The sequence below is a fragment of the Candidatus Palauibacter sp. genome (assembly GCF_965213655.1).
Lineage (GTDB): Bacteria > Gemmatimonadota > Gemmatimonadetes > Palauibacterales > Palauibacteraceae > Palauibacter.
In genome coordinates, this window is sequence record NZ_CBDBZT010000003.1 from 757,368 (window position 1) to 774,146 (window position 16,779).

General features: G+C 68.4%; 21 protein-coding genes. All 21 read left to right on the forward strand.

All coding sequences use genetic code 11. The features are described from left to right. The first annotated feature begins 16 nt into the window (after positions 1–16). The 21 genes from sucC to ACOOGH_RS05640 all read left to right on the forward strand — a co-directional run bounded on the left by sucC (position 17) and on the right by ACOOGH_RS05640 (position 16,763). Complete coding sequence (gene sucC / locus ACOOGH_RS05540; protein ID WP_420447973.1) at positions 17–1,156, forward strand: ADP-forming succinate--CoA ligase subunit beta; 1,140 nt, start codon at positions 17–19, stop codon at positions 1,154–1,156. Next, a complete protein-coding gene (gene sucD, locus ACOOGH_RS05545; protein WP_420447974.1) occupies positions 1,156–2,025 on the forward strand; it encodes a succinate--CoA ligase subunit alpha in 870 nt (289 codons plus the stop codon). Before sucC ends, sucD begins: the two co-directional genes overlap by 1 nt. Before the next feature lie 64 nt (positions 2,026–2,089). After that, complete coding sequence (locus ACOOGH_RS05550) at positions 2,090–2,533, forward strand: HPP family protein (RefSeq protein ID WP_420447975.1); 444 nt, start codon at positions 2,090–2,092, stop codon at positions 2,531–2,533. A gap of 13 nt (positions 2,534–2,546) precedes the next feature. After that, the gene (ndk, locus tag ACOOGH_RS05555; RefSeq protein WP_420450068.1) at positions 2,547–2,963 is read left to right on the forward strand and encodes a nucleoside-diphosphate kinase; all 417 of its coding nucleotides are present in this window, start codon (positions 2,547–2,549) and stop codon (positions 2,961–2,963) included. Beyond that, positions 2,960–3,535, forward strand: coding sequence for a YceD family protein (locus tag ACOOGH_RS05560; RefSeq protein WP_420447976.1), 576 nt, complete (start codon positions 2,960–2,962; stop codon positions 3,533–3,535). Before ndk ends, ACOOGH_RS05560 begins: the two co-directional genes overlap by 4 nt. Positions 3,536–3,607: 72 nt before the next feature. Then, positions 3,608–3,790 (forward strand): 50S ribosomal protein L32, encoded by a 183-nt coding sequence (rpmF, locus tag ACOOGH_RS05565; protein WP_420447977.1) that lies wholly within the window; start codon positions 3,608–3,610, stop codon positions 3,788–3,790. 61 nt (positions 3,791–3,851) lie between these two features. Continuing rightward, the gene (plsX, locus tag ACOOGH_RS05570; RefSeq protein ID WP_420447978.1) at positions 3,852–4,862 is read left to right on the forward strand and encodes a phosphate acyltransferase PlsX; all 1,011 of its coding nucleotides are present in this window, start codon (positions 3,852–3,854) and stop codon (positions 4,860–4,862) included. Beyond that, entirely contained in the window at positions 4,859–5,794 is a 936-nt protein-coding gene (gene fabD, locus ACOOGH_RS05575; protein WP_420447979.1) for an ACP S-malonyltransferase, read from the forward strand. The genes plsX and fabD overlap by 4 nt, the downstream gene beginning before the upstream one ends. 11 nt (positions 5,795–5,805) lie before the next feature. Beyond that, the gene (gene fabG / locus ACOOGH_RS05580; RefSeq protein WP_420447980.1) at positions 5,806–6,549 is read left to right on the forward strand and encodes a 3-oxoacyl-[acyl-carrier-protein] reductase; all 744 of its coding nucleotides are present in this window, start codon (positions 5,806–5,808) and stop codon (positions 6,547–6,549) included. 88 nt (positions 6,550–6,637) lie between these two features. Further along, positions 6,638–6,868: an acyl carrier protein gene (locus tag ACOOGH_RS05585; RefSeq protein ID WP_419937476.1), complete on the forward strand. Its 231-nt coding sequence runs from the start codon at positions 6,638–6,640 to the stop codon at positions 6,866–6,868. Positions 6,869–6,889: 21 nt separating this feature from the next. Further along, on the forward strand, positions 6,890–8,140 hold the full coding sequence (gene fabF, locus ACOOGH_RS05590; protein WP_420447981.1) for a beta-ketoacyl-ACP synthase II: 1,251 nt from the start codon (positions 6,890–6,892) through the stop codon (positions 8,138–8,140). 13 nt (positions 8,141–8,153) lie between these two features. Continuing rightward, on the forward strand, positions 8,154–8,558 hold the full coding sequence (gene purE / locus ACOOGH_RS05595) for a 5-(carboxyamino)imidazole ribonucleotide mutase (protein WP_420447982.1): 405 nt from the start codon (positions 8,154–8,156) through the stop codon (positions 8,556–8,558). A 25-nt stretch (positions 8,559–8,583) separates the two neighbouring features. After that, on the forward strand, positions 8,584–9,072 hold the full coding sequence (gene ispF / locus ACOOGH_RS05600) for a 2-C-methyl-D-erythritol 2,4-cyclodiphosphate synthase (RefSeq protein WP_420447983.1): 489 nt from the start codon (positions 8,584–8,586) through the stop codon (positions 9,070–9,072). Beyond that, on the forward strand, positions 9,065–9,751 hold the full coding sequence (locus ACOOGH_RS05605; protein ID WP_420447984.1) for a DedA family protein: 687 nt from the start codon (positions 9,065–9,067) through the stop codon (positions 9,749–9,751). Before ispF ends, ACOOGH_RS05605 begins: the two co-directional genes overlap by 8 nt. Continuing rightward, positions 9,748–10,662 (forward strand): site-specific tyrosine recombinase XerD, encoded by a 915-nt coding sequence (xerD, locus tag ACOOGH_RS05610; protein WP_420447985.1) that lies wholly within the window; start codon positions 9,748–9,750, stop codon positions 10,660–10,662. Before ACOOGH_RS05605 ends, xerD begins: the two co-directional genes overlap by 4 nt. A gap of 9 nt (positions 10,663–10,671) precedes the next feature. After that, on the forward strand, positions 10,672–11,214 hold the full coding sequence (locus ACOOGH_RS05615) for a nitroreductase family protein (RefSeq protein WP_420447986.1): 543 nt from the start codon (positions 10,672–10,674) through the stop codon (positions 11,212–11,214). After that, positions 11,211–12,773 carry a polymer-forming cytoskeletal protein gene (locus tag ACOOGH_RS05620; protein ID WP_420447987.1) on the forward strand — a complete coding sequence of 521 codons (1,563 nt, stop codon included), beginning with the start codon at positions 11,211–11,213 and terminating at the stop codon, positions 12,771–12,773. The genes ACOOGH_RS05615 and ACOOGH_RS05620 overlap by 4 nt, the downstream gene beginning before the upstream one ends. Before the next feature lie 87 nt (positions 12,774–12,860). Continuing rightward, complete coding sequence (gene kdsB / locus ACOOGH_RS05625; protein ID WP_420447988.1) at positions 12,861–13,604, forward strand: 3-deoxy-manno-octulosonate cytidylyltransferase; 744 nt, start codon at positions 12,861–12,863, stop codon at positions 13,602–13,604. Then, positions 13,601–15,319 carry a CTP synthase gene (locus ACOOGH_RS05630; protein ID WP_420447989.1) on the forward strand — a complete coding sequence of 573 codons (1,719 nt, stop codon included), beginning with the start codon at positions 13,601–13,603 and terminating at the stop codon, positions 15,317–15,319. Before kdsB ends, ACOOGH_RS05630 begins: the two co-directional genes overlap by 4 nt. A 53-nt stretch (positions 15,320–15,372) precedes the next feature. Further along, positions 15,373–16,167, forward strand: coding sequence for a 3-deoxy-8-phosphooctulonate synthase (gene kdsA / locus ACOOGH_RS05635; RefSeq protein WP_420450069.1), 795 nt, complete (start codon positions 15,373–15,375; stop codon positions 16,165–16,167). Positions 16,168–16,196: 29 nt separating this feature from the next. Beyond that, positions 16,197–16,763 carry a KdsC family phosphatase gene (locus ACOOGH_RS05640; RefSeq protein WP_420447990.1) on the forward strand — a complete coding sequence of 189 codons (567 nt, stop codon included), beginning with the start codon at positions 16,197–16,199 and terminating at the stop codon, positions 16,761–16,763. Positions 16,764–16,779: the final 16 nt, after the last annotated feature.

Here is a 16,779-nt window from a genome sequence, read left to right on the forward strand (position 1 = left end):
GTACGACAACGATCTGATGAACATTCACGAATACCAGGCCCGGCGGATCTTCGCGGAACACGGGATTCCGGTGCCGGAATCCGAAGTGGCGAAGACGCCGGAGGAGGCCGCGGCGGCGGCGGAACGCTTCGGCGGACCGGTCGTGGTCAAGGCCCAGGTCCACGCCGGAGGACGCGGCAAGGCGGGCGGCGTCAAGCTCGCCGCGACGCCGGTTGAGGCGCGCAGCAGGGCCGAAGCCATCCTCGGGCTGGAGATCAAGGGGATCGAGGTGCGGAGGGTCCTCGTCGCGCCGGCCGAGGACATCGAATCCGAGGCCTACGTCGGGATCGTGCTCGACCGGGCGCGGCGGGCTGACACGATCATGGTTTCGTCGGAGGGCGGGGTCGACATCGAGGAGGTCGCCGCGACGATGCCCGAGGCGATCCGGAAGGTGGCCGTCGACCCGCGTTACGGGCTTCTCAACCATCAGGCGGCCCAACTCGGGCACCATCTGTACGAGCCCCCGCGCGTCGCGGGGCAGGCTGCGTCCATTATCGCCCGACTCTACCAGGCCTACCGGGCGAGCGGCGCCACGCTGGCCGAGATCAACCCGATGATCGTGAACCCGGCGGGCGAGGTTAAGGCGATCGATGCGAAGATGAACATCGATGACAACGCTCTCTTCCGGCTGCCCGACATCGCGGCGCTGCGCGACACGGAGGCCGAGAATCCGGCCGAAGTCAGGGCGCGGGACGCCGAACTCTCCTACATCCAGCTCGACGGCAACGTCGGGTGCTGTGTGAACGGGGCCGGCCTCGCGATGGCCACGATGGACCTGGTCAAGTACTACGGCGGCGAGCCCGCGAACTTCCTCGACATCGGAGGTTCCTCGAATCCCGACAAAGTCGTGGCTGCGCTCGAACTCATCACCGAGGACCCGAATGTGAACTCGATCCTGTTCAACATTTTCGGGGGAATCACGCGCTGCGATGATGTCGCGAACGGGATCGTGGAGGCGACCAGTCGCATGGAACTGGGGGTTCCGATCACTATCCGCCTCACGGGAACGAACGAGGAGGAGGGGGTCGCGACCCTCGCCTCGCACGGCTTCGAAGCGATGGTCGACATGGACCGGGCGGTCGAGACCGCCGTCCATCAAGCCCGTGGTGGCGCTTGATGGGGATCTTCATTGGAGACGAGACGAGACTGGTCGTGCAGGGGATCACGGGGCGGGACGGTTCCTTCCACACCCGGCAGATGATCGAATACGGCACGCGGGTCGTGGCCGGCGTGACGCCGGGGAAGGGCGGGCAGAGCTTCGACGATGCGGTGCCCGTGTTCGACACCGTGGAGGAAGCGGTGGCCGGGGCGGGGGCGAACGCGAGCGTGATCTACGTGCCCGCGCGCTTCGCGGCGGACGCGGTCTTCGAGGCGGCGGACGCGGGCATCTCCCTCATCGTCTGTATCACCGAGGGCGTCCCGGTGGGAGACATGCTGCGCGTGCTGCCGTACGTGCGCGAGAAGGGGGCGCGTCTCATCGGCCCCAACTGTCCGGGGCTCATCGCGCCCGACCGCTGCAAGGTCGGGATCCTTCCCGGCCAGATCGTGCGCGAAGGCCCGGTCGGGATCGTGAGCCGCTCCGGCACCCTCACGTACGAGGTCATTTTCCAACTCACCCGGGCCGGGATCGGGCAGTCGGCCTGCGTGGGGATCGGGGGCGACCCGCTCATCGGTACGGATTTCGTCGACTGCCTGGCCGCGTTCGAGGCGGATCCGGAGACGGAAGCCGTCGCGCTGATCGGTGAAATCGGGGGCACGGACGAGCAGGTGGCGGCCGAGTACGTGGCGCGGGAGATGAGCAAGCCGGTCGTCGGCTTCATCGCGGGCCAGACCGCGCCTCCCGGCCGTCGAATGGGGCACGCGGGCGCGATCATCTCGGGCTCCGAGGGGACGGCGGAGGAGAAGATCCGTGCCTTCGAGAGCCACGGGATCGGGGTTGCTCGGAGGCCCGCCGACCTGGTGGGCCTCATACGCGATCGCATGTAGCGGTCCACGGACTGCCACAGTCGTGACAGGAACGCAGGGACGCAGAACCGGCAGGAGGCGGGCAATGAAGGTACGAGACATCATGACCCGCGACGTGAGCACGGCCGCTCCCGGGATGACCCTGGAGGAGGCGGCGGACATGCTCGCGCGGAGGAGGCTGCGCGCGGTGCCGGTCATCGATGACGAGGGCCATGTCCTCGGGATGCTCACCGACGGCCTTCTGATGAGCCGGCTCCTGCCCGGGCTCGAGCGGGCGGAGGCGGGTGAGGGGATGGCGGGAAGCGCCCCCGCCGGCGAAGTGCGCGACATCATGGAAAGGACCGTGATGTGCGTGAAGGAGGATGAACGGCTGGCCAACGTGGTCCGCCTCATGCTGGACAGGGAAATCGAGCGCTTGCCGGTCGTCCGCGAGGGCCAGCTCGTCGGGTTTCTGACGCGCGGTGACATCATCCGACGGCTTCTTCTGCGGGACGCGGCCGGCGACGCAAAAGAAACGAAAGGGGAGTGAAGCCGTGCAGACGATGACGCTCGCGATCATCAAGCCCGATGCATTCGGGTCGGGGAAGGCCGGCAGGGTACTCGCCGCCCTGGAGGACGCGGGCTTCCGCGTACGGGGTTCGCGTGTTCTGCGGCTCGGGCGCGCCGGAGCCGAGGCGTTCTACGCGGTACACCGGGAACGTCCCTTCTTCGGGGCGCTGGTGGAGTTCATGACGTCGGGGCCCTGCATGGCGCTCGCGCTCGAACATGAGCGGGCGGTCCCCTACCTGCGCGAGGTCATCGGTGCCACGGACCCGGCGGAGGCCGCGCCGGGCACTGTGCGCGCGCTCCATGCGGAGAGCAAGGAACGTAACGCGATCCACGGCTCCGACTCCGACGAAAATGCGCGACTGGAACTCGGCTTCTTCTTCGGACAGGTCGACCTCATCGGCAGCGCGTGATCCCGCGCGGCACCTCGTCACCGCCGGACCCGGTGGAAGCCGCCCACGTCGGACTCGCGGGCCTCGACGCCGGCCCCATCGAGCGCGCGTTTCGTCTGGAGGGGCCGGGTGAATCGCTCGGTGAACTACCGCTCCCCTTCGAATACGTCGACATCGACGTCGAGGTCCGGCGCGCGGATGGGGCCGGCGTTCGCGCCCGGGGCACGCTCGACGCGCGGGCGTGCGTGGAGTGCCGCCGCTGCCTCGAGCCGATCCAGGTCGCCGTGCGCGCGAGCTGGGCCGCGCTGTACCGCCCGCCCGCCCGGTTCACGCCCGGAGAAGAAGGGGTCTGGGCGTTGGACCCGGGGTCGGGGGAGTTGGATCTGGCGGGTCCGGTCCGCGAGGAACTCTGGGTCCATGCGCCGGCCTACGTGGAGTGCTCGCGCGACTGCCCGGGGCTCTGCCCGACATGCGGCGTGCGGCTCGCCGAGCAGGCCTGTCGCTGCCCGCCGCCGGAATCCGACGCGCGGTGGGCCGCCCTGGAGGGACTGGGAGGGCGTCCGGAGGAGGCTTCGGGCGGCGACATTCCTTGACATTCGGGGGCGGAGACTGCCAGTTGCCGTGTTCCGCCCGAACTGCCGGTTGCACAGGAGTGAGTTGACGATATGGCTGTACCCAAGAGACGGACGTCGAAGCAGCGCAAGCGCAAGCGGCGTACGCATTACAAGGCGCCGGACAACGCGCGCCAGGCATGCCCCAAGTGCGGGGATCCGAAACGACCGCATCGCGTCTGTCCGACCTGCGGCCACTACGCGGATCGCGAGGTCGTTCAGATCGAAGAGTTTTGACGCCCCCGAGCGCGGCCGCCGCCCTCCGGCGGCCGGGCCGGGGGAGTTGATTGGGCAGCCCGTGGCAGAAGCCCCGCTGCATTCGAGCGTGACTCGGGTTGCACTCGACCTCATGGGCGGAGAATCCGCGCCGGAGGCCGCCCTGGAGGCTGCCGCTGGAGCCCTCGACGCGTGGCCGGACGACCTCTCTCTCCTCCTCGTAGGACCAGGCGACCTCCTGCGTGCGGAACGGACCGGGTTCCCGCCCGACCGGGTCGCGTGGCTCGCGGCGGAGGAGTCCATCGCCCCGGCGGAGCCACCCGCGCTCGCGGTGCGGCGGAAGACGGACAGCACCGTGGTTCGCGGCCTGGAGGCCGTACGCGACGGAAGGGCGGATGCCTTCGTATCGGCGGGGCCGACCGGGGCTACGGTCGTCGCTTCGGTGCTCACGCTCGGGTTGCTCCCCGGCGTGGACCGGCCGCCCGTGGGCGCTCTCTTTCCAACCGGGACCGGGCGCGTCCTCGTCATGGACGTGGGCGCAAACGTCGACGTCCGCCCGCGGCAGCTGTACCAGTTCGCGCACCTGGGATCGACCTATCTGCGCAGGACGCTCTCGATCGAGCGGCCGCGCGTCGGGCTGCTCAATATCGGGGAGGAAGGCGAGAAGGGAGGAGGCGTCATGGCGACGGCCCACGGCCTCCTCTCCGACGATCCCACACTGGAATTCATCGGTAACGTGGAGGGACACCAGATCGTGACCGGGGCGTGTGACGTGCTCGTGTGCGGCGGTTTCGTCGGCAACGTGCTGCTCAAGTTCTATGAGTCGATCGCCGAGTTCGTGCTCCAGATCTTTCGCACCGCCGGCGTGGGCGAAGGGGGCGAACTCGGCGAGGCGCTGCGTTTTCTCGACTATACGGAGTACGGCGGCGCGCCCCTGTTCGGCGTCGATGGGGTCACGATCATCTGTCACGGTACGTCCCCCGCGCGCGCCATCATGAACGGAATTCGCACGGCGGCCGATTGCGCCGCCTCGGGCTTCACTCCCGTCATTCGCACATCGCTGGCCCGCATGCTGCAGGAGAGCGGGGCGTGAGCAGCGTCGCGCTCCTCTTCCCGGGGCAGGGCGCCCAATACGTCGGCATGGGCCGGGACCTGGCGGCAGACGATACGTCGGTGCGGGAGCTCTACGAGCGGGCCGACGATACGCTCGGCATGCCGCTGAGCCGGATCTGCTGGGAGGGGCCCGAGGAGGTGTTGCGGGCCACGGAGAATGCGCAACCGGCGATCATGCTGCACTCCTTCGCCATCTGGCATCTCATCGCCGGGCGCGCCGGGGAGCCCGGCATCGGGGCGGGGCACTCGCTCGGCGAACTGTCGGCGTATCTCGTGTCCGGCGCCTTCGGCTTCGAGGATGGTCTCCGGATCGTACGCGAGCGCGGACGGCTCATGGGGGCCTCGGGCGCCGACCGGCCGGGCACGATGGCCGCCGTGCTCGGGCTGGACGCCGAAGCCGTGACCGACGTTTGCGAGCGCGCGGCGGAGGCTGGCGGCGTTGCGGTGCCCGCCAATCTCAACGCACCCGGCCAGGTCGTCATCAGCGGCGATGTCGAGGCCGTCGCCGCCGCAGGGCGGCTCGCTTCGGAGGCCGGGGCGCGCCGCGTCCTCCCGCTCAACGTGAGCGGCGCCTTCCATTCGCCCCTCATGACGACCGCGGCCGAGGGGCTGGCAGCGGCGCTCGAAGCGGCGGATTGGCGCGAGCCCTCGTTCCCCATCGTCTCCAACGCCACCGCGACGCTTGTGACGGACGCGGAGGAGGCGCGACGAACCCTCATCCTGCAACTCACATCGCCCGTCCGGTGGACGGAAGGGATCGAACGCATGCATGAGACGGGGACGGCGCGTTGGCTCGAGATCGGACCGGGCAACGTGCTCTCGGGCCTCGCCCGCCGCATCGATCGGAGTTTGCGCGTCACCGCGGTTGGCGATTCGTCGTCGGTGGACGCCTATCTTGGATCTTCGGACTGAAGGGTGCCGGAATGAGCGAACTGGCGGGTGAGGTTGCGATCGTGACGGGAGCGACCCGCGGCATCGGGACTGCGATCGCGAGGGAACTGGCCCGGGCGGGTGCGCGCGTGGCCGTGGTGGGTACCGGGGCGGACCGGGCCCGGGCGGTGGCCGAGGATCTGCCCGGAGAGGGTCATGAGGGTTTCGGCTGCGACATCTCGAACCCGGCCGCGTGCAAGGGGCTCGTCTCGGATGTCTCCGACCGCCTCGGCGACGCGACGATCCTCGTGAACAACGCGGGCATCACGCGCGACAACATCATCCTCCGCCTCAAGGACGAGGACTGGCAGTCGGTGCTCGACACGAATCTGTCGGGTGCGTTCTATCTCGTGCGGGCCGTCGCCCGGGGGATGATGAAGCGGCGCGCGGGAAACATCGTAAACATCTCCAGCGTTGTGGGCTTGACGGGAAACCGGGGCCAGTCCAACTATGCGGCGGCCAAAGCCGCCCTGATCTCGCTCACCCGAAGCGTTGCTCAGGAACTGGCGAGTCGCGGTGTGCGGGCCAACGCTGTCGCGCCGGGGTTCATCGAAACCGACATGACCTCGGGACTGCCCGAAAGCGTTCGAACAGCCATGTCGGAGAGGATTCCCCTCGGCCGACCCGGGTCCCCGGAAGATGTCGCCACTGTGGTGCGATTTCTCGCCGGTCCCGGGGCTTCGTACGTTACCGGCCAAGTGATCGTCGTCGACGGCGGGATGGTCATGCAGTCGTAGCGGCGAGGCGCCATATTCGATCGCCGACAGAGGACAGGAAACAGCGGGGCCGTGGATCGGCCCCTTCATACAAGGAGAACACGCAATCATGGACAACGCGGCACGCGTGCGGGAGATCATCGCCCAGGAACTGGGCGTGGAGCAGGAAAAAGTGGTGGACGACGCGAACTTCGTCGATGATCTGGGCGCTGACTCGCTCGATACCGTCGAACTCGTGATGGCTTTCGAGGAAGAGTTCGGGATCGAGATCCCGGATGAAGACGCGGAGAGGATGCAGACGGTCCAGGAGGCCATCGCGTATCTGAACGAGAAGGCCTAGCGCCTGCCTGCCTCTCAGTTCATGAGAAGACGTGTAGCGATTACGGGGATCGGGCTAGTCACCCCGATCGGGCTCGACTCCGACTCGACCTGGGACGCTCTCCTCGGGGGCGTGAGCGGTGCCGGACCCATCACCCAGTTCGATGCATCCGACCACTCGGTCCGCTTCGCCTGCGAGGTGAAGAATTTCGATCCGTCGAGATACATGGACCGGAAGGATGCCCGGCGCGCGGACCGGTTCCTCCACTTCGCGATGGGCGCGGCGGACGAGGCGGTGACCGAGGCGGGTTTCGCTGACGGTTTCGGGGATCTTCCCCCGGATCGGGTCGGCGTGCTCATCGGCGTTGGCATCGGCGGGCTTCCTCTGCTCGAGGCGCAGCACGAGAGGCTGCTCGAGGGCGGGCCCCGGCGCGTCTCGCCCTTCTTCATCCCCATGTTCATCCCCGACATGGCCTCGGGGATGGTGTCGATGCGGTATGGGGCCCAAGGTCCGAACTACGCGACCGTATCGGCCTGCGCCTCCAGCGGCCACTCGGTGGGACTCGCCTTCCGGTCGATCCGCAACGGCGAAGCCGATGTGATGATCACGGGGGGCAGCGAGTCCACGATCACGCCGCTCGCGGTCGCCGGTTTCGCGAACATGCGGGCCATGTCGACGCGGAACGACGATCCGAAACGGGCCTCGCGTCCCTTCGACGCCCATCGCGACGGATTCGTGCTCGGGGAAGGCGCGGGGATGTTCATTCTCGAGGAACTGGAGCACGCGCGGGCGCGCGGCGCCGCGATCCTCGGGGAAGTGGCGGGTTTCGGCCAGAGCGCGGACGCCTACCACATGACGGCGCCGGCCCCGGATGGATCGGGGGCGCGTCTTGCCATGGAGCAGGCACTGGAAGATGCGGGACTCGAGCCCACCGAGGTCGGGTACATCAACGCGCACGGCACGTCGACGCCCGCGAACGATGTCTCCGAGACGAAGGCGATCAAGGACGTGCTGGGCCAGCATGCGCACTCGATCGTGGTCGGCTCGACGAAGTCGATGACGGGACACACCCTCGGGGCGGCGGGGGCGATCGAGGGGGCGATCTCCGCCCTCGTGTGCCGGCACGGAATCATCCCGCCCACGATCAACTTCGAGGAAGCGGATCCCGAGTGCGATCTCGAATACGCGCACGGAGGCGTGATCGAGCGGGACGTCGAGGTCGCGCTCTCGAACTCCTTCGGCTTCGGCGGCCACAACGTCTGTCTGGCCGTTCGACGCTGGAACGGCGAGTAGGGGAGAGAAGAGGATGAGTTCGGTACTGGTGATGATGGGATCGGAATCGGACATGCCCACCATGGCGAAGGGCGTGGCGATTCTGCAGGAGCATGGCGTCGACGTACAGGTCGAGGTGAGTTCGGCACACCGGCAGCCCAAGCGGACCGCGGAGCTGGCCGAGGGCGCGGCGGCGGCCGGCCATTCCGTCGTGATCTGCGGTGCGGGGCTGTCGGCGGCGCTCCCCGGCGTCGTGGCGGCGCACACCTCGCTGCCGGTGATCGGGGTTCCCGTCTCCGCCGGCACGCTCGGGGGCCTCGACGCGCTCCTGTCGTGCGCGCAGATGCCGCCGGGCGTTCCGGTCGCCGCCGTGGGCATCGACAACGCGAAGAACGCGGCCCACCTCGCTCTCCGCATCCTGGGCGCAGGGCAGGGCTGAGGCGCGCGGCCGGAGAGGTCGTCCGGTGCGGACCGGTATCGGGTACGACTCCCATCGCTTCGACGAGGCGCGGCCTCTCGTGCTGGGAGGGGTCGCGATCCCCGGGGCCCCCGGACTGAAGGGACACTCCGACGGAGACGCGGTCGCGCACGCGATCACGGATGCGATCCTCGGCGCGGCCGGCCTGGGGGATATCGGCGCGCTCTTCCCGGATACGGACCCCGCGCATGCGGGCGCCGACTCCATTGAACTCCTCGCCTCGGCGGTTGGTCGATTGCGCGAAAGGGGATTCCGGGTGGTGAACGTCGACGCGACCGTCGTCACCGAACGGCCCCGCATCTCACCCCACGCCGAGGCCATGCGGGAGCGCCTTGGTCAGGCCTTGGGTACTGGGCCCGCCGGGGTGTCGATAAAGGGAAAATCCAACGAGGGGATGGGGTGGATCGGGCGGGGTGAGGGCCTCGCCGCCATCGCGGTCGCCACGGTGGCCCCGGCTGCGGGGGACGGTGCCTGAGGTTCCCGGCGTTCAACCCCTCCTCGATTTCCTGCTCGCCCTTCCGGCGTTCACCGCCTACGCGCTCATCACTGCCGGGTCCGCCCTCGAGAACATCTTTCCGCCCGTCCCCTCCGACACCTTCGTCGTCCTCGGCGCGGTGCTGGCGGACAGGGGATCGTTACAGCCGCTCTCCGTCCTGCTCTGCGCGTGGATCGCGAACTCCGGCGGTGCCATGGTCGTATTCGGGCTCGCGCGCCGGCACGGCCGCGGTGTGTTCGAGACCCGCTGGGGCCGGCGCCTCATTCGTCCGCACCAGTTCCGGCGCCTGGCCCGCTTCTATGAGCGGCACGGGTTGTGGGCGATCTTCTTCGCCCGCTGTCTGCCGGTACTGCGCGTGATTGTCCCTACCTTCGCGGGATTCACGGGGCTGGGCATGGTGCGGGCGATGGCCCCGGTCGTCGCCGCGTCGCTGCTGTGGAACGGCCTCATGCTTGCGGGGGGGATGTTCGCCTCCCGCAACGTCGACCGCCTCATGGAGCTGCTCGGCCAGGTCAACGCGTGGCTCCTTCTCGTGGCCGCCGTCATCATCGGCGTCATCATCGGCTGGTGGATCCGAAGTCGGCGGGCTGAGCCAGCGCGTCCGACCGGGGATCTCGAGGAGGGCTCCGAGGGCGGGGGGCCGCGGGCGTCGCCGTGACGGGAGACGGCCCCGGCATCGAGCGCGCCTTCCACCTCGAGTCCTTCCGGGACCATCTCGGCTTCGAGCGAGGACTCTCGCCGCGCACCATCGACGCGTACATGCGTGAAGCCCGCCGGTTTGCCGCGTTCGCGGTCTCCGAGGACATCGCCGGGCCGGCCGGGGTCACGTACCAACTGCTTCGCGACCACGTTGCCGGGTTGGCCGGCGAGGGGCGTGCCGCCTCGACCGTCGCACGGAGCGTCTACGCCCTGCGCGGCTACTTCCGCTTTCTCATCGTCGAGGGCGCGATCGAGTCGGACCCGAGCGAACGCCTCGAAGCGCCCCGTGCGGGCCGCTCGCTCCCGGACGTGCTGTCCGTGCCCGAGATCGAGGCGCTGATCGCGGCGGTGGACCCGGAGAATCGCGCGGCGCCCCGCGACGCGGCGATGCTCGAGATGCTCTATGGGTGCGGGCTTCGCGTGTCGGAACTCATTGGGTTGAAGGGACGGGACCTCGACATCGAAGAGGCGCTCGTGCGGGTGCGGGGCAAAGGGGGAAAGGAGAGGTTCGTTCCCGTCGGTGCGGCTGCGCGCTCGGCGGTGCGCCGATACTTTCGAACATCCAGGCCGGTACTCGACCGGGGACAGTCTACCGGACACATCTTCCTCAATGCGCGAGGGCTTCCGTTGAGCCGGATGGGGGTCTGGAAGATCCTCCGCCGCCACGTCGAGCGATCCGGCATCCTGAAGCGCGTGACGCCCCATACGTTGCGCCACAGCTTCGCGACGCACCTGCTCGAGGGAGGCGCCGACCTGGCGTCGGTTCAGGAGATGCTCGGACATGCAGACATCTCGACGACCGAGATCTACACACATGTGGACCGGTCGCACCTGCGCCAGGTGCACCGCAGCCACCATCCCCGTGGGTGAGCGACGTCGATGAGGCTGACTCGTCTCCTTCACCTGCTGCGCAACCGGCGTCCGGTCCGGCGCTTCCGCGACCGGCTCGTCGAACCCGAGATCGTGGAGTCGGTGCTGGAGGCGGCGCGCTACGCATCGTCCGCCCGCGAGGCGCAACCCTGGCGCTTCGTTGTGGTGCAGGAGGCGCTGGCACGCCACAGGATTGCGGCGGCGGCGTTCAACCATCCGCATGTGAAGACGGCGCCTGTCGTCATTGCCTGCTGCGCGCGGATCCACTCGCACGTGAGCGGTACGGGTCGGCAAAGCTTCTCCATGGATTTGGCGTCCGCGACCCAGGCGATGATGCTGACGGCGGCCGATCTCGGCCTGCAGTCGAGCTGGATCTACGGCTTCCGGGAGGGCGCCGTCCGCGCCATCCTCGGCGTCCCGGAGCCCGTCCCGATCGTGGCCCTCTTCTGCCTCGGGTATCACGATGGGCTGGCGGAACTGCCGGAGCGCCTGCCACGCGAAGAAGTCATCGCGTGGGACCGCTGGCGAGCGACCGCGAAGGTCGCCGAATGAGACGTCACGCATTCGCGGCCGCGCTCGCGACAGGGCTCGCCGCCTTCCTGGCGGCGCCCGCCCAGGGTCAGGGCGTGCGTCTGGCGGGCGAGCCGCGATCCGACGCGCAGGCGGCGCTCCAGACCTTTCTTGAAGCCGGTGACTTCACGGCGTGGACCCGGGATACGGTCCTGGCCCGGGCCGACACGGTCCCGGGCTCCGTCCTCCTCCTCGAGGGCACAGCGCGTATCGCCGGGCGGATCGAGGGCGACCTGTACGTTGTCGACGGCGACCTCTTCCTTCGCTCCGGCGCTTCCGTAACCGGCAGCGTGCTGGTGCTCGGAGGAGGATTCTACGACTCCGACGTGGCCGAGATCGGCGGGGCCATCACCTATCGGCCGAACGAACCCCTCCGCGTACGCCCGACCGAGGGCGGGTTCGAGATCATCTCGGAGGTTGAGCCCGAGCCCGCCTTCGAACTCGACGGCACGTACGGCTTCCATCTCCCGACCTACGACCGGGTAAGCGGCCTCTCGCTCCCGGTCGGCGCGCTGGCGCGCTTGTCCGACGCGCCGGGCCGGCCCGAACTGGCGGCCGGACTGACCTGGATCCCGGCCCGCGAGGATGTGGACTTTCGCTTCCACAACTCGTGGCGCCTGGCGGAACGCCTCCGGCTGGGCCTGTTCGCGACCAGCGCCGTGATCAGCAACGAGGCCTGGATCCGCCCAACGTGGTACAACAGCCTCGCACACTTCGTCGCCGGCGACGACGTCCGCGGCCACTACGATTCCAGGCAGTTCGGTGTCGAACTGGAACTGATGTCGGCGGAGCCGCCGGTGTGGGAGGAAGCTCCGAACTGGCGCCTCATCTTCACGGGGGGACACGAGGAGGGAGCGTCCCTCGAGGCGGGTGCGGTGACGGTCCTTTTCGGAGGCGAGGCGGACGATGGGCAGCGCGTGTGGGCACATCCCCGGAGTTTCTGGTTTGCACGCGCCGGGTTTGAATGGTCGGTGAATCGTCGCGATGGCCGGACGGCGTTCGGGGTGGGTGTCGAAGGGGGACTCCAGGACGAACTCGGGAGCGACTGTAATCTCATTTGCTCCTACGATTTCCTGCTCCTGGAAGGGCGCGTATCCGTGCGCCGGGTGACGGCATGGGGCCATGCGGTCGATGCTTTCGTGATCGGGAGGGCGGATGTGGCGGGCCACCTCCCGTCCCAACGCTACTCGCTGATCGGGGGTGTCGGAACGCTGCCGACGATGCCGCTACGCGCCCTGAGCGGCCCTCGCCTGCTTTACGCCGAAACTACCTACGCAATCCCCCTTATCGGCGATGCGGCGCTCGGGGGGATGGACGTGTTCGCGCGCGGTAGCGGGGCGGGCATTCATTCGCCCCGGGATGACTTCGAACTGTACGGCGCGATCCAGGGCGGGGTGGCTCTCCGGCTGTGGGATTTCCGGCTCGAGTTCGGGGCCGCCGCAGGCTCCACAGCCGAGCCCGGCGATCCCGGCCTCATCGCTTTCGTCGACATTCGGACGCGCAAGTCACACAGGCCTACGCGCATGCCGCCGCCCCGCTGATTTCTTTACCGATTCTTTTGACAACCCCGGAGCGCAGGTCTAGCTTCTTGCGATGCCGCTCCGGACCGACTCCCGGCCTCCCCAGCGATGGGCGTGATCTGCGTCCTTCCCGCCCGTATCTCCAGCACCCGTATCTCCAGGAAGCCCCTCCAGCCGCTGGCCGGCCGCACGCTTCTTGAGTGGTGCTGGCGCGCCGCATCGGCGATCCGCGCCTTCGACAGCGTCGTGATCGCGACGGACAGCGAAGAGATCGAGAGCTGCGCACGGGGGTTCGACGCGGAGGTCGTCCGGACGCGCTCCGACCACCCTTCGGGCACGGACCGCGTGAACGAAGCCGCCGACCTTCTCGGCGCGGAGGAGGATGACGTCGTCGTGAACTTCCAGGCGGACGAGCCCTTCGTGGACGGAGGGGCGATCGAGGGCGCCGTGCGGAGAGCGCGGGAAGTCGCGACGATCGCAGCCCCGATCCGGGCGGAAGACGAGTGGCGGTCCCCGGCCGTGGTCAAGGTTGCCCGGGCCGCCGATGGACGGGCGCTCTACTTCAGCCGCAGCCCCATCCCGTTCTCCCGGGACGAATCGCCGGCGCCGGGGACGAGCACGCGGCTGCGCCACATCGGTGTGTACGCGTGCCGGCGCTCCGCGCTCAAGCAATGGGCCGCCCTGCCCGAATCCGCGCTGGAGCGGGCGGAACGGCTCGAGCAGTTGAGGGCCCTCGAGGCGGGCATGCGGATTCACGTCGTACTCGGTCCCTGGACCGAACCCGGAGTCGATGTGCCGGCCGACATCGCGCGGGCGGAACGGGTATTATCCAGCAAGGAGGTGCGGGGATGACGGACGACAGGTCACCGACGAAGTACATCTTCATTACAGGAGGGGTTGTCTCCGCGCTGGGGAAGGGGATCACCGCGGCCTCGATCGGACGCCTGCTCGTCGAACGCGGCCTGCGCGTGACGATCCAGAAGTTCGACCCGTATCTGAACGTCGATCCCGGGACGATGTCTCCGTTCCAGCACGGCGAGGTCTACGTGACCGACGATGGAGCGGAGACGGACCTCGACCTCGGACACTACGAACGGTTCATCGACGAGTCGCTGTCGCAGGCGAACAACGTGACGACAGGCCGCGTCTATCAGGACATCATCACGAAGGAGCGGCGAGGTGACTTCCTCGGCGCCACGGTCCAGGTCATCCCGCACGTCACGGACGAGATAAAGACGGCGGCGCGGCGGCTGGCGCCGGGCCACGATGTCGTGATCACCGAGATCGGCGGAACCGTGGGTGATATCGAGTCGCTCCCCTTCCTGGAGGCGATCCGCCAGTTCCGGCAGGATGTCGGGCGCGAGCACTCCCTGTTCGTCCACCTCACGCTCGTCCCATGGATCAACGCGTCCGGCGAATTGAAGACGAAGCCGACGCAGCACTCGGTGCGGGAACTCCTGGGGATCGGCATCCAGCCCGACCTGCTCGTGTGCCGGACCGAACACGACCTCGACGACGGGATCAAGAAGAAGATCGCCCGTTTCTGCAACGTCGACGAGAACCGGGTCATCGAGTCGCGCGACGTCGCGACCATCTACGAACTCCCGCTCGCCTATCGCGCGCAGGAAGTGGACGATCGCATATGCGAGCAGTTCGGTTTCGACACACCTGCGCCGAACCTCGACAGTTGGCAGGCGATGGTCGACCGGATCAAGCATCCGTCAAAAGGCCAAGTGCGGATCTGCGTGGTGGGGAAGTACACGGAACTCGTGGATTCCTACAAGTCGATCGCGGAGGCCTTCATCCACGGCGGCGCCGTCAACGATGTCGAAGTGGAGGTGGAGTGGCGCTCCGCGGAGGATGTAGAGGCGCGGGGCACCGATTTCCTCGAACGCTTCCACGGCGTGCTCATCCCGGGCGGATTCGGGGAGCGCGGCATCGACGGGATGCTGGACGCGATACGGTTCGTGCGCGAACGTGAGATCCCGTATTTCGGAATCTGCCTCGGACTTCAGTGCGCCATCATCGAGTTTTCGCGCAATGTGTGCGGTCTCTCGGACGCCCATTCGTCCGAGTTCGACCCGAAGACGAGCCATCCGGTGATCTCGCTGCTGGATTCCCAGCATCAGGTGACGGACATGGGCGGCACGATGCGGCTCGGAGCCTACCCGTGTCTGCTCCACCCCGGATCGCAAGCCCGTGGGGTATATGGCGCGGACGAGATCTCCGAGCGACACCGCCACCGGTACGAGGTCAACCCGGCCTACAGGGCGACGCTCCGTGAGAGCGGCCTGGCCTTCAGCGGCATGTCCCCGGACGGGGGCCTCGTCGAGATGCTCGAACTTCCCGCGCACCCCTATTTCCTCGCGACGCAGTTCCACCCGGAACTCAAGTCGCGCCCGAACGACGCTCACCCGCTCTTCGCGGCCTTCGTCGAGGCGGCCGTGAGGCGGCGGGACGGCCTGCGGAGTACGCCGGGTGACGACGCCGGTCGGCAGCGCATGGCGGATGAGTGGGAGGACTCGGAGGCGGCGGTCCGCACGGAAGGGGTCACGGTCGGGAGATGAGTCCGGGGCGGCCCTCGTTTTTTTCCGGGCGCCGGCGGGCCGAATCGGGTGCCTTGGGGGCGCCGTGGACTTCTCTCTTTCTCATCGCGGGGCCGTGCGTGCTGGAAGACGATGACCTGAACTTCGAGATCGCCGACCACTTGGCGGAACTCGGCGAACGGCTGGATCTCCCGGTGACGTTCAAGGCTTCTTTCGACAAGGCGAACCGGAGCTCCGCGTCTTCCCCCCGCGGACCGGGGCTCGATGAGGGTCTGGAGGCGCTGGCCCGGGTGCGCGACCGCTCCGGACTCCCGCTGCTCACCGACATTCACCTCCCCGAGCAGGCCGCGCGAGCGGCGGCGGTCGTGGACGCGCTCCAGATTCCGGCCTTCCTCTGCCGACAGACGGATCTCCTGCGAGCGGCCGCGGCCACCGGACATCCGGTGAGCGTCAAGAAGGGTCAGTGGATGGCTCCCGGCGATGTCGGCGGCGTAATCGGGAAGCTGCGCGACGCGGGGGCGCGGGATCTGGCGGTGACGGAGCGGGGTTTCGCTTTCGGCTACGGGCGGTGGATCGTCGACATGCGGAACTTCGCCCTCATGCGGTGCGCAACGGGCTGCCCGACGGTGTTCGATGCGTCCCACGCCGTGCAATTGCCGGGCGGAGAGGGCTTTCGGAGCGGCGGGGAACCGGAACACATCGGGCGGCTCGCGGCGGCAGCGGTCGCGGCCGGGGCGGATGGCCTTTTTGTCGAGGTACACCCGGATCCGGGGGCTGCGCCCTCGGACGGATCCAACATGCTTCCGCTCGCAGAACTCGAGCGCGTGGTCGAGCGGTCGATGCGCGTGCGCGAGGCCGTGACGGTCTGAATGCCCCGCCTGTGAGCCCGAGACCCGAGATGGACCCCCGACTCGCCAAAGCCGTTCGCTTCGTATCTCTGGACGTGGACGGCGTGCTCACAGACGGGTCGATCTGGGTCGGCTCGGACTCCCTCGACGGGGACTCCGCCGACCCTCCCCTGGATCTGCGTCGCTTTCACGCCCTCGACGGCCTGGCGATCCGGATGATGCAGCGATCGGGACTGATGGTCGTGTTCCTCAGCGGCAGGCGGTCGGCAGCCGTCCGCTTGCGGGCCAGGGAGTTGAATATCGAAGAGGTTTCGCTCGGATCCCGAAAGGGAAAGCTTTCGGCCCTTCGGGGTATGCTGGCGCGACGCGACTGCACGTGGGACCAGGCAGCGCACCTTGGCGACGATCTCACCGACCTCGCGGTCATGGAACGCGTAGGGTTTCCGGCTGCCGTCGTCGGGGCCGTACCGGAGGTGCGGGGCGAGGCGGTCTGGGTGGGGACGGTGCCCGGCGGGAAAGGGGCCGTGCGCGAGTTCGCGGAGGCCCTGCTCGTCGCGCGAGGGGAGTGGGAGGGGCTGGTTGCCGAGTTTCGAGAAGGAGGACGGTTTGGGAGTTGAGTGGGCGGTTCGCAGA

Bases quoted from the DNA above. Each gene is read 5' to 3' on its own strand.
- sucC (WP_420447973.1), top strand. From the start codon at position 17: ATGAACATTCACGAATACCAGGCCCGGCGGATCTTCGCGGAACACGGG.
- sucD (WP_420447974.1), top strand. From the start codon at position 1,156: ATGGGGATCTTCATTGGAGACGAGACGAGACTGGTCGTGCAGGGGATC.
- ACOOGH_RS05550 (WP_420447975.1), top strand. From the start codon at position 2,090: ATGAAGGTACGAGACATCATGACCCGCGACGTGAGCACGGCCGCTCCC.
- ndk (WP_420450068.1), top strand. From the start codon at position 2,547: ATGACGCTCGCGATCATCAAGCCCGATGCATTCGGGTCGGGGAAGGCC.
- rpmF (WP_420447977.1), top strand. From the start codon at position 3,608: ATGGCTGTACCCAAGAGACGGACGTCGAAGCAGCGCAAGCGCAAGCGG.
- fabG (WP_420447980.1), top strand. From the start codon at position 5,806: ATGAGCGAACTGGCGGGTGAGGTTGCGATCGTGACGGGAGCGACCCGC.
- ACOOGH_RS05585 (WP_419937476.1), top strand. From the start codon at position 6,638: ATGGACAACGCGGCACGCGTGCGGGAGATCATCGCCCAGGAACTGGGC.
- fabF (WP_420447981.1), top strand. From the start codon at position 6,890: ATGAGAAGACGTGTAGCGATTACGGGGATCGGGCTAGTCACCCCGATC.
- purE (WP_420447982.1), top strand. From the start codon at position 8,154: ATGAGTTCGGTACTGGTGATGATGGGATCGGAATCGGACATGCCCACC.
- ACOOGH_RS05615 (WP_420447986.1), top strand. From the start codon at position 10,672: ATGAGGCTGACTCGTCTCCTTCACCTGCTGCGCAACCGGCGTCCGGTC.
- ACOOGH_RS05620 (WP_420447987.1), top strand. From the start codon at position 11,211: ATGAGACGTCACGCATTCGCGGCCGCGCTCGCGACAGGGCTCGCCGCC.
- kdsB (WP_420447988.1), top strand. From the start codon at position 12,861: ATGGGCGTGATCTGCGTCCTTCCCGCCCGTATCTCCAGCACCCGTATC.
- ACOOGH_RS05630 (WP_420447989.1), top strand. From the start codon at position 13,601: ATGACGGACGACAGGTCACCGACGAAGTACATCTTCATTACAGGAGGG.
- ACOOGH_RS05640 (WP_420447990.1), top strand. From the start codon at position 16,197: ATGGACCCCCGACTCGCCAAAGCCGTTCGCTTCGTATCTCTGGACGTG.